General features: G+C 36.6%; 12 protein-coding genes and 1 riboswitch. Of the genes, 9 read left to right on the forward strand and 3 right to left on the reverse strand.

Translation table 11 applies throughout. The annotated features are described in order from the left end of the window. The first annotated feature begins 95 nt into the window (after nt 1-95). The 3 genes from ACF3N8_RS08180 (at nt 96) to ACF3N8_RS08190 (ending at nt 3715) form a co-directional block, all read left to right on the forward strand. Nucleotides 96-809: a response regulator gene (locus ACF3N8_RS08180; protein ID WP_238102197.1), complete on the forward strand. Its 714-nt coding sequence runs from the start codon at nt 96-98 to the stop codon at nt 807-809. Continuing rightward, the gene (locus ACF3N8_RS08185) at nt 802-2571 is read left to right on the forward strand and encodes an ATP-binding protein (protein WP_238102196.1); all 1770 of its coding nucleotides are present in this window, start codon (nt 802-804) and stop codon (nt 2569-2571) included. The genes ACF3N8_RS08180 and ACF3N8_RS08185 overlap by 8 nt, the downstream gene beginning before the upstream one ends. Nucleotides 2572-2970: 399 nt before the next feature. After that, nucleotides 2971-3101, forward strand: a riboswitch (FMN riboswitch). Nucleotides 3102-3157: 56 nt separating this feature from the next. Next, a complete protein-coding gene (locus ACF3N8_RS08190) occupies nt 3158-3715 on the forward strand; it encodes an ECF transporter S component (RefSeq protein ID WP_009382451.1) in 558 nt (185 codons plus the stop codon). Between the two features lie 257 nt (nt 3716-3972). Here ACF3N8_RS08190 and ACF3N8_RS08195 read toward each other — a convergent pair whose 3' ends face one another. After that, complete coding sequence (locus ACF3N8_RS08195) at nt 3973-4221, reverse strand: ferredoxin (protein ID WP_009382450.1); 249 nt, start codon at nt 4219-4221, stop codon at nt 3973-3975. A gap of 114 nt (nt 4222-4335) precedes the next feature. Between ACF3N8_RS08195 and ACF3N8_RS08200 the strand changes: the two genes are divergently transcribed. The 3 genes from ACF3N8_RS08200 (at nt 4336) to ACF3N8_RS08210 (ending at nt 8200) form a co-directional block, all read left to right on the forward strand. After that, nucleotides 4336-5301: a helix-turn-helix domain-containing protein gene (locus tag ACF3N8_RS08200; protein ID WP_238102195.1), complete on the forward strand. Its 966-nt coding sequence runs from the start codon at nt 4336-4338 to the stop codon at nt 5299-5301. After that, entirely contained in the window at nt 5285-6667 is a 1383-nt protein-coding gene (locus ACF3N8_RS08205) for an ATP-dependent DNA helicase RecQ (protein ID WP_238102194.1), read from the forward strand. Before ACF3N8_RS08200 ends, ACF3N8_RS08205 begins: the two co-directional genes overlap by 17 nt. 129 nt (nt 6668-6796) lie before the next feature. Further along, entirely contained in the window at nt 6797-8200 is a 1404-nt protein-coding gene (locus ACF3N8_RS08210; protein ID WP_392449815.1) for a LysM peptidoglycan-binding domain-containing protein, read from the forward strand. Between the two features lie 210 nt (nt 8201-8410). Here ACF3N8_RS08210 and ACF3N8_RS08215 read toward each other — a convergent pair whose 3' ends face one another. Beyond that, nucleotides 8411-9724, reverse strand: a complete 1314-nt coding sequence (locus tag ACF3N8_RS08215) for an ISL3 family transposase (protein WP_009385730.1) — start codon at nt 9722-9724, stop codon at nt 8411-8413. A gap of 236 nt (nt 9725-9960) precedes the next feature. Between ACF3N8_RS08215 and ypdA the strand changes: the two genes are divergently transcribed. Further along, nucleotides 9961-10947 (forward strand): bacillithiol disulfide reductase YpdA, encoded by a 987-nt coding sequence (gene ypdA / locus ACF3N8_RS08220; protein ID WP_238100766.1) that lies wholly within the window; start codon nt 9961-9963, stop codon nt 10945-10947. A 133-nt stretch (nt 10948-11080) separates the two neighbouring features. On the opposite strand, the gene ACF3N8_RS08225 is transcribed toward ypdA, so the two are convergent. Next, nucleotides 11081-12049, reverse strand: coding sequence for an asparaginase (locus ACF3N8_RS08225; RefSeq protein ID WP_392449816.1), 969 nt, complete (start codon nt 12047-12049; stop codon nt 11081-11083). Nucleotides 12050-12124: 75 nt separating this feature from the next. Between ACF3N8_RS08225 and cmk the strand changes: the two genes are divergently transcribed. Both cmk and rpsA read left to right on the forward strand, forming a co-directional pair. Further along, entirely contained in the window at nt 12125-12781 is a 657-nt protein-coding gene (gene cmk / locus ACF3N8_RS08230; protein ID WP_009382441.1) for a (d)CMP kinase, read from the forward strand. Between the two features lie 96 nt (nt 12782-12877). Next, nucleotides 12878-14059, forward strand: a complete 1182-nt coding sequence (gene rpsA, locus ACF3N8_RS08235) for a 30S ribosomal protein S1 (RefSeq protein WP_009382440.1) — start codon at nt 12878-12880, stop codon at nt 14057-14059. Nucleotides 14060-14104: the final 45 nt, after the last annotated feature.

Raw genomic sequence — 14104 nt, forward strand, 5'->3', positions numbered from 1 at the left:
TCACAAACTTGTCCTAATTTCCATTTATTAACGTTATAATATGATATAATATAATTGTAATATATGATTAGGCAGCGTTATAGGAGGATGAAATTATGACTAAAGAACTTCTAGTCGTAGATGATGAAGAAAGAATTAGAAAATTATTGAAGATGTATTTAGAGAGAGAATCTTACGTCATTCACGAAGCAAGTGATGGTGAGGAAGCATACAATATGGCGCTTAAGCATAACTACGCTTGCATTATTTTAGATTTAATGTTGCCTAAGATGGATGGTATCGATGTGGCGAAAAAACTTCGCGTAGAAAAAGATGTACCTATCGTCATGTTGACGGCTAAAGGCGAGGAGAATAACCGTGTAGAAGGGTTCGAATCAGGTGCGGATGATTATATCGTGAAGCCTTTCTCACCACGTGAAGTCGTGTTACGTATTAAAGCATTATTAAGACGTACTGAAGATGTGACAACAGAACAAGAAGAGCCTACAACGAGAGATTTAATCGAATTTAAGCACCTTGTGATTGATAATGATGCACACCGTGTACTTGCAGATGACAAGCCTGTTAATCTAACACCTAAAGAATATGAATTACTCATCTTCTTAGCTAAGACACCAAACAAAGTTTTCGATCGTGAACAATTACTCAAAGAAGTTTGGCACTATGAATTCTACGGTGACCTTCGAACTGTAGATACGCATGTTAAACGTTTACGTGAAAAACTTAATCGCGTCTCACATGATGCTGCAACAATGATTCAAACAGTATGGGGCGTAGGTTATAAGTTCGAGGTAGACGAAAATGATTAAACGGCTGAATAGCGTCGTTGTAAAACTGTGGTTAACTATTATGTTAATAGTAACGACAGTTTTAATTTTATTAAGTGCCGCTTTAATCACATTTATTTCTTATTATTATACCAAGGAAACAGAACAGAGTCTTTTCGTCGATGCGAAACGTGTCAGTGAGTTAATGGAATCATCAGACGATAAAGAAGCTGTTATCAAGCAAAGTCATGCTTTAATCGAAGGTCCTGAAGGGTTAATTATATTTCCTTATAAAGATACGTCGCGTTCGGACGATAAGACAGAACTTAAGCGACGCATGTTAAACGAAATCGAAGCTAATGATGCGTATAAACGTGTCATTGATCATGATGAAACGCACATTCAACACGTGTCGATTAACTATAAAGGCAAAGAACGTACGTATGTGTTGGTAGGGTATCCATCCCAAGACGCTCAGAATAAGAAGAGTGCCGTCTTTATTTATCAAGATTTAAAGAGTATAGAGGATACCACAAATGTGATAACAATCATTATTCTCATTACCGCGTTATTATCATTGTTCTTAACAACAATATTCGCCTTTTTCCTATCAACGCGTATTACGAAGCCTTTACGTCAGATGCGTTCTCAGGCAAATAAGCTTGCGAAGGGTGAATACCATGAGAAGATTCATGTGAATACGAAGGACGAAATAGGCGAGCTAGCACTTACATTCAACAAGATGAGTTCTGAAATACGTTCACACATTAGCACGATTACGTCTGCTAAGCACGTTAGAGACACGTTAATCGAATCTATGATTGAAGGTGTGCTTGGCATTAATGCGAAGAAAGATATCATTTTATCGAATAAACTCGCACATTCCATCTTACTTCAAATGACTGAAGACGATGAACGTCGATTTAATGCGCAAATCGATGACACATTTGAGTCTGAAGAAGTGACGTTTAAAGAATATGAAATGTTCCAACGTTATTATGTTGTCATTATGAGCTTCATCGAGAACATCGATCACAGCAATGAGTGCGGCATCGTAGTTATTATTCGTGATATGACGAATGAGCATAATCTTGACCAATTGAAAAAGGACTTTATAGCTAATGTCTCACATGAGCTGCGTACCCCAATTTCATTGCTACAAGGTTATACTGAGGCCATCGTCGACGGTATTGTAAGCGAACCAAATGAAATACGTGATTCGTTATCTGTTGTGTTAGATGAGTCTAAACGACTGAATCGCTTAGTGAATGAGCTCTTAAATGTGGCGAAAATGGACGCTGAAGGGTTATCTATGGATATCACGAAACAACCAATAGATGTGCTTGCAGATAAAATCGACATGAAGTATCAACAACAAATTGATCAACTTGGTCTTAAGATGAACATCGATATCGAAGCGAACATGGACGATTGGTATTACGATATTGATCGCATGGATCAAGTCGTGACGAACCTATTAGATAACGCGACACGTTATACAGAGCCTGGTGATACGATAACGATTACAGCCTTTGAAGATTCATCAAATTATGTACTTTCAATTGCCGACACAGGTGCAGGTATTTCACCTGAACATTTACCGTTAGTGTTCGATCGTTTCTACAAGGTTGACGCTTCACGTAAACGTGGTAAACAAGGTACAGGGCTAGGACTCTTTATTTGTAGAATGATTATTGAAGAACATGGTGGTCAAATTACGGCTGACAGTAAGTATGGCCAAGGTACAACATTTAAAATCATCTTGCCTAAACAACCTAAATCAATACAAAATAATCAATCATAAAATCATATTGTCTTTAACTAAAGATTGATTTAATATATAAAATAATAAATGCTTTATTTCGAATGTAACTAGTTTAAAGATAATAACGTTTGTCTAGGGATAATACTTGTTAATTTGTGTTATTACCTAACTTAATCTTATTTCGTAAATAATTTCCTAACAGCTGACTCCTAGGGGTGGGGTCCCCGGCAAAGAAATTTGCGTAAGCAAATTATCAAGCTATACAAGCCGGGGCTTAAGCGTGGTACAAAGTAGCAATGCTACTTTGTAAGTCCAACTAGCAAACTGGAAGTTTGAGTTGGACTTTAGAGACTACAGGCTCAGGCCACGCCCCAGGAAAGCATGCTGTTTAAGGAAATTATTAAGAATTTTATAACTTACAACCAAATCAAATAATAAATTCATCTTCGGGGTCGGGTGCAATTCCCAACCGGCAGTAAATTAAGCCTGCGACCTGCATAATCTAATTATGTGGCTGATCTAGTGAAATTCTAGAGCCGACAGTAAAGTCTGGATGGGAGAAGATGGAGGTTATTTCGCATGCATTTTAACCTCCTATTCTTACGAGATGAATGGGAGGCTAATTATGGAAAAGAACCAAACACGTAAACTTATTATGATTGGCATGTTAAGTGCGATAGCGTTTGTACTCATGTTTATTAAATTCCCGCTACCGTTCTTACCGCCTTATTTAACAATTGACTTTAGTGATGTACCAGCACTCATCGCGACATTCACTTTTGGTCCGCTTGCTGGCATATTAGTGGAATTTATCAAAAACGTATTAAACTTTTTAATTAATATGGGTGACCCAGTTGGTCCCGTCGCAAACTTCTTGGCAGGCAGTACGTTAATCCTAGTCGCGTATCTCATATATAAAAAGAAACGCTCTATGAAGTCATTAGTATCAGGCTTAATCGTTGGTACGGTTATGATGACACTTGTATTAAGTATCTTAAATTACTTTGTATTGTTGCCATTATACGGTTACATCATGAACTTAGGCGACGTTGTAAAGAATTTAAAAGTAATTATCGCAGCTGGAATTATTCCATTTAATTTAATTAAAGGTATACTCGTTTCACTCGTTTTCTTACTTCTATTCAAACGTTTGAAACCATTCCTTAAAAAATACGAATCATAGTGGCTAGATTATAATAAAAATTTCTCAAACAGCATGCTTTCCTGGGGCGTGGCCTGAGCTTGTAGTCTCAGAACGCACGCTTCTCCCCTAGAAGTCAGCTGGTTGAGAAATTTTACCTAAACCTAAATAATTATTTAACTTATAATCTATAAACTATGTAACATATAACAAAAGAGCTAGGACGCACATAGAGAATCTCTTCCTCTAAAGCGTTCTAGCTCTTTTAATTAGGTTAATGTCGTACCGACCAATCAACCTTATTCATATTTTAATGCGTCACCATCGAATGGTTTATCTTCAACTTTGATTGAATCTGTTGGACAACCTTCGAATGCATCATCCATATCTTCGTATAATTCTTCAGGAATTTCAGCCGTACCTTGGTTATCGTCTAGTGTTACGTATGCGATACCCTCGTCATCGTAATCATATATATCAGGCGCAGCAGCACCACAAGCGCCGCATGCGATACATGTATCCATGTCAACTATAGTATATTTAGCCATTATTTTCGCCTCCTTTTAAAAAAATGCTAAACTAACTTATAATACATATAATATTTTAGTCATTGTACTTATAATTTTCAATACTTTCGTTTCAACAGAATAAGGAGTTATATCATGGAAAGAGCCGTCCAAATTTTAAAACAACGTACATTTAATTATAAGACTGAAAAAAGTATCTTTAATATTATCACAGGTAAAAAATCTCATCAAACGTTTTTCGATGCGTGTATACAAGATACACTTCCTTTATATCAAAGTATGCCGAATCTCAATAGCCAAACGTTTCTACAATTGTTACAAAGTTCTGACAATACGTCTGACTCGCTACCGAAATTGTTTGGTCACACGTATATGAGTATGCGCGATACGTTTACAACCATTCAATTACTTGTTCAAGTTGTATCGCAATATATTAGCGATAATGCGAAGTACTTACCCATTACGTCTAATCTTAATATCCAACAGAAGGTCAAAGGGCTTTTCAAGGAGATGAAAGAAGAGGAGACGATATCACAACTTGAAGACGAGTTGATGACCTTATTTGAAGTTTTAGAATCTGAGCTTGAGGTACCGCTCTTGCATTATTATTTAGACGGGTATGATGAGCATGCGTACACGAGGCAGCAGGTGAGTTTAATCACGTCCTTGTCACTTAAAGAAGTGTGGTTTCATGAACTCATAGCACTTCATCATTTAGTTAAGGCCATTTCAAACCAGGATACGTATCCTTTATTGAGTCGTTGTGTCGAGAAGCCGACGCTCTTGCATCAAACCTTTACGACGTATCAGCAGCTATTGAAAGAACCTGATGTGAAGATTGAGGACATGGCGGCGCGTAAAAACGTTAAACCAAACACAATTGAAGATCACATCCTCGAACTCTTTATTAAAGGTTATCTCCATGACTTTAGACCCTATGTACCGAGTGAAGGTTATGCTAATTTAAAGGCCGCTTTTTTAAAAGCCCCAAACCAACGACTTAAATATTTTAAGGAAGCATTCCCAGACTGGTCGTACTTTCAAATTAAAATGGCATTTGTGAAAGTGAGAAAGGAGGTATATGATGCATCTCGAAAATGAATTACGTCGTTACTTTGGCTTTGAACATTTTAAGCCAGGTCAAGAAGCGATTATTGAAAATGTGATAAAGGATACGCATACGCTAGGTGTACTACCAACTGGTAGTGGTAAGAGTTTATGTTATCAGTTGCCGACGTACATCAAACAAAAACCAACGCTCATTATATCGCCATTAATTTCACTCATGGATGACCAAGTTGCGCAGATGAAGATGAACGGTGAAGAACGCGTTATTCAAATTCATTCAGGTTTATCAGAAAGTGAGCGTTACCAGCATTTAAAGCGACTACATTCGAGTCGATTTATCTACATGAGTCCTGAATTCTTGTTGCAACCTCATAATTTAAGACGTATTGAAAATATTGACTTTGGCTTAATCGTGCTTGATGAGGCGCACTGTATTTCAGAGTGGGGCTATGACTTTCGACCGCACTATGTATTAATACAGAAGGCGATCAAACGCTTTAAAAATGCGACGATTTTAGCGCTAACTGCGACAAAGCCACCTTATTTAGCTCAAGATTTAGAGCGCGTACTTGGTCTTGAACTCAATGAAATTATGACGACGATGAACCGCGACAATATCATGTTAAGCCACCGTAATTGTTGTGACCAAGAGGAAAAGATGGAATGGTTAACAAAGCAACTTTCGGAATCAGGACCAACAATAGTTTATGTCTCGTCGAAGAAAATGTGTCATGAAATTGCGAAACGTATTTATGAAGCTGGTTACTTAACGGGTATTTACCATGCTGACTTATCCTATGAGGAACGTTTTACTGTGCAACAACAGTTTTTAGCTAACGATATTTCAATTATAGTTGCGACAAGTGCGTTCGGTATGGGAATTAATAAGAAAGACATTCGAACAATTATTCACTTTCACTTACCAGCTAACCCTGCGAACTACTTACAAGAAATCGGTCGTGCAGGTCGTGATGGCGGTTTAAGCCAAGCAATCAGTTTATATCAACCGGACGATTACTATTTACTTGAAACGTTAATCTTTAGCGATATGATTACGTCAGCCGATATCGAGCAATTTGAGTTAGGTACACAGTTACCTGAACCTAAGCACGATCAACTTTCATTATTAAGCGAGAACTTTTCAATTAGGGAATTAAAACATATCTTTGAGACGACTAATTTAAGAAAAGAAGAAGCTTTGATGAAAATGATGGAATATACACGTCTTAATTCTTGTCGAAGAACGTATTTACTTTCTTACTTTAATGATCAATGTGAGCAAGCTGAGTACTGTTGTGAAAACTGTGATAACATCATTCCGATACAAGCATTCAATCGCAAAAAGGTTCTCATGCAGTATAAATATAGTGACAAATTAAAAAGTCTATTTCTTAAATAGCTTTTGCTTTTAATAACAATTCAAAGTGGATATAATACAGGTATCATCTTTAGTTTTTTCAAATTTTTTTATTATTTCTAATTGAACAACCATTCTTTAGGGTAAAAGACTACAAATACATATGAAAGGGTGAAACTATTGTCTAGAGATAATTTCAAGGACGATTTCGAACGCAATCGTCAAGCAATTAATCCAGAAGACACTAACCACGACTTAGATCGCGGTGAAGACAAAGGATTTAATGACTCATTTAATAACAATGAACAACCTTACCCACCACGAGGTGCACAAAGAAGACAACGCAGAAGAGATACTGCAACACGAAACAATCAAAACGACAAACAAGAATTCGAAGATGGCAGAAACGAACATCACGATGACCGTCGTGTCGAAGATAAACACTTAGATCGCGACAATCGTGACAATGAACGTTTCGATGATGACCGTCATGTGGAAGATCATCATGATGATAAACAATCTAAAGGTAAAAAAGCAGGATTATTTGGTGGAGCTGGTGCTGTTGGAGCAGGCGCTGCAGCGAACAAAAAACATAAAGATGACTTAGAACACGATCATCCAACAGAACATAATGATAAAGCTGTTCGTCCTGACAAAGATGAAGACATCAAACATGACGATGATAAAAAACATAGTAATAAGAAAAAAGCTGCTGCCGGTGCAGGTGCCGCTGGAGCGGGCGCTGCTGGAGCTGGATTTGCAGCAAACAAAAACCGTCATGACGACCATGACCGTCACGATGACTATGATCGCCGTGATGAGCATGATGATCGTGACTATGACGATTATGATGATGACGATAGAGATAAAGGCGGCGGTTGCCTTAAAAAATTATTACCTTTATTATTAGCATTATTATTACTTGCAGCACTAGCTATTTGGGGTGCTACGCAATTATTTGATGGCGACGACAAGAAGAAAGAAGATAACAAAACTGAACAAACTGATAAAAAATCTGACGAAGAAAAAGATAAAGACAAATCTTCTGAAGAAAAATCTGACGAAGAAAAATCAGATGAGCAAAAATCTAACGAAGATAAGTCTTCTGAAGAATCATCTAAAGACAAATCATCTGAAGAAGATTCATCAGATGAAGAAGGATCTAACGTAGGTCAACAAGCTGGAACAGCTGCTGGCGCTGGTGCAGCAGGTGCAGGTGCTGCTAATGCTGGTCAATCTGATCAAGCTAATGCAAGCCAAGGTAACCAAGGCCAACAAGCTGGTCAAGGCCAACAAGGTCAGCAAGGTAACCAAGGTCAACAAGCTGGCCAAGCTCAACAAGGCCAACAAGGTAACCAAGGTCAACAAGCTGGTCAAGGCCAACAAGGTCAGCAAGGTAACCAAGGTCAATCTGGTCAACGTGTTCACACAGTTTCAGGTAACCAAAACTTATATCGTATCGCTATCCGTTACTACGGTGAAGGTACACCTGAAAATGTTGACAAAATCCGTCGCGCTAACAACATTCAAGGTAATAACTTAAGCAACGGTCAACGTTTAGTTATTCCTGAATAATAAATGTTTTATTGAGCTAGGGCATATCAATTGCCTTAGCTCTTTTTTTATATGCGCAAATAAATGTGGCTCTACGTCAAATTCGGTTGGTAAAACCGTAGACGAATGATTTGCTTTTCGCTTTCCTGTGGCGCTCGTTGGGAGCTAAAGCTTCGCTTGGATCTCCCTTACTCACAGAGCCACGGGAGTCTTCAAGCAATCATTCTACACCTATGCTACTTCATGCATAGGTGTTTTTCTTTGTCTAAGTTTATATAAGCGTGACATGAGTAATATTCTGTCTCTAAAGTTTGCGTAATTTCTATAACCATAAGCATTTCTTTTAAGTAATTTTATTTTATTATTTATGCCTTCAATCGGACCGTTAGTTATCATAGGGTGATTTAAAGTATTACATATGAAGGGTAAATACTTCATAAATGATCGCAGTACTCTCATTAAACCTTCTGAAATGTGGTTTTGACGAGATTTATACAGTACTGATCGAAATAAATCAATATCATTATGCTTCAATGCCAGTATTAATTCTTGTCCTATCTCGTAAGTGTTATTGAGCGTATTATCGTTAGATAATAAGTACGAAACGATGTCTTTTTCAGTAATTAAAGTTTTGAATAATCGATGATATTTATAGTTTATAGCGTTAAGATTTAACTTAGGTTTTAAAAGTAGTTTCCAATACCGTTTATATTTATTGTAAAGTGGGCGCCTATTACGTCTAGCTTGATTCATGACTTTAACTCGGGTACGGTTAATCTCACGATTAATTGCCTGAACGATATGAAATCTATCAATAATAACTAAAGCATTAGGGAAAACATCTGATATTAGATCCATGTATGGTTCATACATATCTATACATACTGTCTTAACGCGCTTTCTTGCGTAAAGATCAAACTTCATGAAGTAGTTTTTGAGGTTAAACTTTCTTCTATCACTGACAATGTCAATAATTTGATGAGAAGTACTGTCACAATAGATGAAACTCATTGAAGCATCAACATTTTTAACGCTTTTGAACTCATCCATCATAATGTGCTCAGGCAAATGCGAACCTACTTTATGTCTAATTTCATCAACGGTTTGTTTAATGATTCGAACCACCGTAGGTGATGATACACAACAAGATTCGGCAACAGATTTAATGGAACGTACTTCTCTAACTTTGTCAGCTATAAACATTTTCAAGTTGTTAGATAAGCAACAATACTTATCTACTATAGATGTTTCAGCTACAAAAGTTCGATTACAATTGTGACACAAATAGCGTTGCTTCTTTAATTCTAGTAGACATGGAAACCCACTTAGGCGTGGTAATTTAACATTAATTACTCGAAATCCATGCTTTATAATAGTGCGTTGATGATTAGTGATACCACAGTGTTGACACTTATCAGCTTTGGAAGAGAGAACCCCATAAAGCATTATATAGATTCTTCCTTTTATTTCTTTTTCATCAGTCTTTTCCTCGATGACTAAATTTGGTTCTTTCAATCTTAAGAGTTCTGTTATAAAATTATTCACAGGCGCATTATCTCCTTTTTGTTAGTTTGGTCACTTACAATTATAGAGATAAATGCGCTCTTTTAGTACAAAAAATAATTCGGCTAATGACCTCGAATGAGGTCACCAACCGAATTTATTATAGAGCCATAAATGTTTTGATATACTAATTTAAATTATATTCAATTAAGCCAGTCTTTTTTGATTTTAAACGGGTACTGTTATAATATTAGTTGTGGTAAAAAGGAGGATATTTTATGAAAACCGTTGAAAGTATTATTATTGGCGCAGGTCCGTGTGGCTTAAGCGCAGCTATCGAGCAAAAGAAAAAGGGTATCGAAACATTAGTTATCGAAAAAGGGAATGTAGTAGATGCAATTTATAACTATCCGACACATCAAACCTTCTTTTCATCAAGCGAAAAATTAAGCATTGGTGATATACCGTTTATCGTTGAAGATAGCAAACCTAAACGTAATCAAGCACTTGTTTATTACCGTGCAGTTGTAAAACATCATCAGTTAGATGTAAACCCATATGAAGAGGTATTAACCGTTAAGAAGATGAATGATAAATTCACTTTAACGACAACGAAAGACGTTTATCAATGTCGTTTCTTAATCGTTGCTACAGGTTATTATGGTCAACACAATTCTTTAGAAGTAGAAGGTGCGAACTTACCTAAAGTACATCATTACTTTAAAGAAGCACATCCATTCTTTGACCAAAATGTAGTCATTATTGGTGGTAAAAACTCTGCAGTTGATGCTGCATTAGAACTTGAAAAAGCAGGTGCCCATGTAACGGTACTATATCGTGGTGCAACGTATTCTAAATCAGTAAAACCTTGGATTTTACCTAACTTTGATTCACTCGTTAAACACGACAAAATTACGATGAAGTTTAATAGTGTTGTGACTAAAATTACAGAAGATACAGTTGAGTATGAGGAAAATGGTGAGACACACACAATTCCTAATGATACCGTATTTGCGATGATTGGTTATCATCCTGATTATGATTTCTTAAAACAAATTGGTATTGATATTAATACAAACGAATTTGGTACGGCTCCGGTTTATAATCGAGAGACTTACGAAACGAACGTACCTAATTGCTATATTGCGGGTGTCATAGCGGCAGGTAATGATGCGAATACCATCTTTATTGAAAATGGTCGCTTCCACGGTGGTGTCATTACGCAGTCAATTTTGACAAAGCGTCAAACACCACTTGAAACTTAATTGATAACTACCTCGATTTGGCCGAACATAATCGATACAATATATTTTCAAGCACGCAAAAAGGCTTGGGATGCACCGTGACATCACGATGTATCTCAAGCCTTTAATCTATTTAAGATATTCCCATTTAGAATTACTCATCAAAGTAAGTGTTTAGTTGATCATGCGTATAATCATTACTTAAACCTACTAGAAGTTTCAAGCGTGCTTTGGCACCGTTTAAACCGTTCGAGAAGATAACACCTTTTTGTTGAAGTTGATAGCCACCGCCATCATACGCATATATCGCACCTACGATTCCATTAAATGAACGTGAAACAAGCACAATTGGTATTCCTTTATCACGACAATGATCGAGACCTTTGATACAACTTGGTGGTAGGTTACCTTGACCTAGTGCTTCAACGACAATACCGTCAACTTCTTGTTCTGCATAGAAATCAAAGATATCCTTATTAATGCCCATATACGCCTTTATTAAAGGTACGTTCAAATTTGAATTGATATGATCTAAAATGGTATGTGGATATGGTCTATGGTGGAATAAAACACCACTTTTCGTCACTACACCAAGTGGTCCATGGTTTGGACTTTGGAACGTATTTGTATTAGATGTGTGCGTTTTAGTAACGTTACGTGCTGTATGAATTTCATCGTTAAAGACTACCATTACACCTTTATCGTATGAATCTTCAGCAGTCGCTACTCTAATAGCAGATATAAAATTGTATAAACCATCTGAACCAATTTCATTTGATGAACGCATTGCACCTGTTATCACGATAGGACGCTTAATACCTACAGTTAAATCAAGTAAGAAAGCTGTTTCTTCAAGCGTATCTGTACCATGCGTTATCACGTAACCATCGTAGTCATTGCTTTCGTCAGCAGTTAGAATAATGCGTTGTAAAATTTCGACATGTTCAGTCGTCATATGTGGAGAAGGAACATTGAAAGGTGTTTCTTCAACAATCTCTGCATACGATTGAATGATAACTTTGTGAGTTGTGATTGGGTTGTGTTCGTTTGTAACTACTTTCTTCGATTCATCTTCAGACATACTAATCGTGCCACCAGTATGTAATACTAATAGTCTCTTCATGAAACTTCCTCCTATTAATCGCATTCTTTTTTATGATAAAATAATCGTATTAAAACAACAAGGTAGGTTTATTAAATGAGCAAAATAAATATCGCATTAGATGGACCAGCTGCTGCAGGTAAGAGTACGATTGCGAAGTTACTTGCGTCAAAATTATCTATGATATATGTAGATACAGGTGCAATGTATCGTGCGATTACATATTATTATTTACAAGAAAATGGTTCAACAGAAACAAATTTTTACGATTTAGTAAATCGTGTTTCAATTCATTTAAAATATGATAAAGAAAAAGGGCAAAGGGTTATACTAAATGATCAAGATGTGACAGATTATCTTCGTGAAAATGATGTTACAAATCATGTCTCATTTGTCGCGTCTCAAGAGCCTGTTCGTACGTTCTTAGTCGAAAGACAACAATTAATGGCTAAAGAAAAGGGTATTGTAATGGATGGGCGAGACATTGGTACAACAGTACTGCCTGATGCAGACTTTAAATTTTACATGATTGCTTCGGTAGAAGAACGCGCTAAACGTCGTCAAATTGATAATGAAGCTCGCGGAATTGAATCTAACATTGAAACTTTAAAAGATGAAATTAAAGCGCGTGATGAATTTGATATGAATCGTGACATTTCACCGCTTAAAAAAGCGGAAGATGCCATAACGATTGATACGACTGGTTTAAGTATCGAAGAAGTCACACAAAAAATCTTAGGATATGTTGTGTAAAATTTGAATGTTATAAAAATTCGATTTTAATTTCTTGACAATTAGTCTGCTTTATAAGATGTTATAAGTATGTAGACGTATAAGGAGGCATTCAAGATGACTGAAGAATTCAATGAATCAATGATTAAAGAAATTAAAGAAGGAGATAAGGTAACCGGTGAAGTACAACAACTCGAAGACAAACATGTTGTTGTATCTGTTAATGGTGGTAAATACAATGGTATTATCCCAATTAGCCAGCTATCAACGCACCACATCGAAAATGCGAGTGATGTAGTGAAAGTTGGAGACGAAATCGGTGCTTATGTTACAAAAATCGAAGTTGATGAGGAAAACGAAAGTGGTAGTTACATACTTTCTAAACGTCAACTTGAAGAAGAAAAATCATATGAATTTCTTAAAGAAAAACAAGATAACGACGAAACAATCGAAGCAAAAGTTACAGAAGTTGTTAAAGGTGGATTAGTTGTTGATGTTGGCCAAAGAGGTTTCATTCCTGCATCCCTCATCTCTACTGATTACATTGAAGACTTCTCTGATTATGATGGGAAAGTTCTTGAACTTAAAGTAGAGGAACTTGATCCTGAAAATAATCGTGTCATCCTAAGCCGTAAAGCTGTTGAAGCCATCGAGAATGAGAAGAAAAAAGAACAGTTACTTGATTCAATCCAAGCTGGGGATGTGCTTGAAGGTAAAGTTGCACGTTTAACTAACTTTGGTGCATTTATTGATTTAGGTGGCGTTGACGGTCTTGTTCACGTATCAGAACTTTCTCATGAACACGTTAAAACTCCAGACGAAGTTGTAGAAATTGGTCAAACAGTTAACGTGAAAGTTCGTTCAGTAGAAAAAGACTCAGAACGCATCTCATTATCAATCAAAGACACTTTACCAAGTCCTTTTGAAACAATTAAAGAGAAATTCAACGAAGGCGATGTTGTTGAAGGTAAAGTTATGCGTTTAGCTAACTTTGGTGCGTTCGTTGAAATTGGTGCTGGCCTTCAAGGTTTAGTACACATCTCTGAAATTAGCCATAAACACATCGGTACACCTAACGAAGTCTTAGAACCAGGTGATACTGTAAACGTTAAAATCTTAGGTATTGACCAAGAGGAAGAACGTATTTCACTTTCAATCAAAGCAACTGAAGAAAAAGAAGAATCAAACGAAAGTGATGAAGAAACAACTCAATCTTATACGACTAGCCAAGATTCAAACGAGGATAACCCAACTATCGGGGATATGTTCGGCGACAAACTTAAAGATTTAAACTTATAAGTTTCATAAAATAAATGATAACGTCTATGCAATTTGATGATTACG

Origin of the sequence: Staphylococcus massiliensis (assembly GCF_043186315.1) — a bacterium.
Classification (GTDB): domain Bacteria; phylum Bacillota; class Bacilli; order Staphylococcales; family Staphylococcaceae; genus Staphylococcus; species Staphylococcus massiliensis.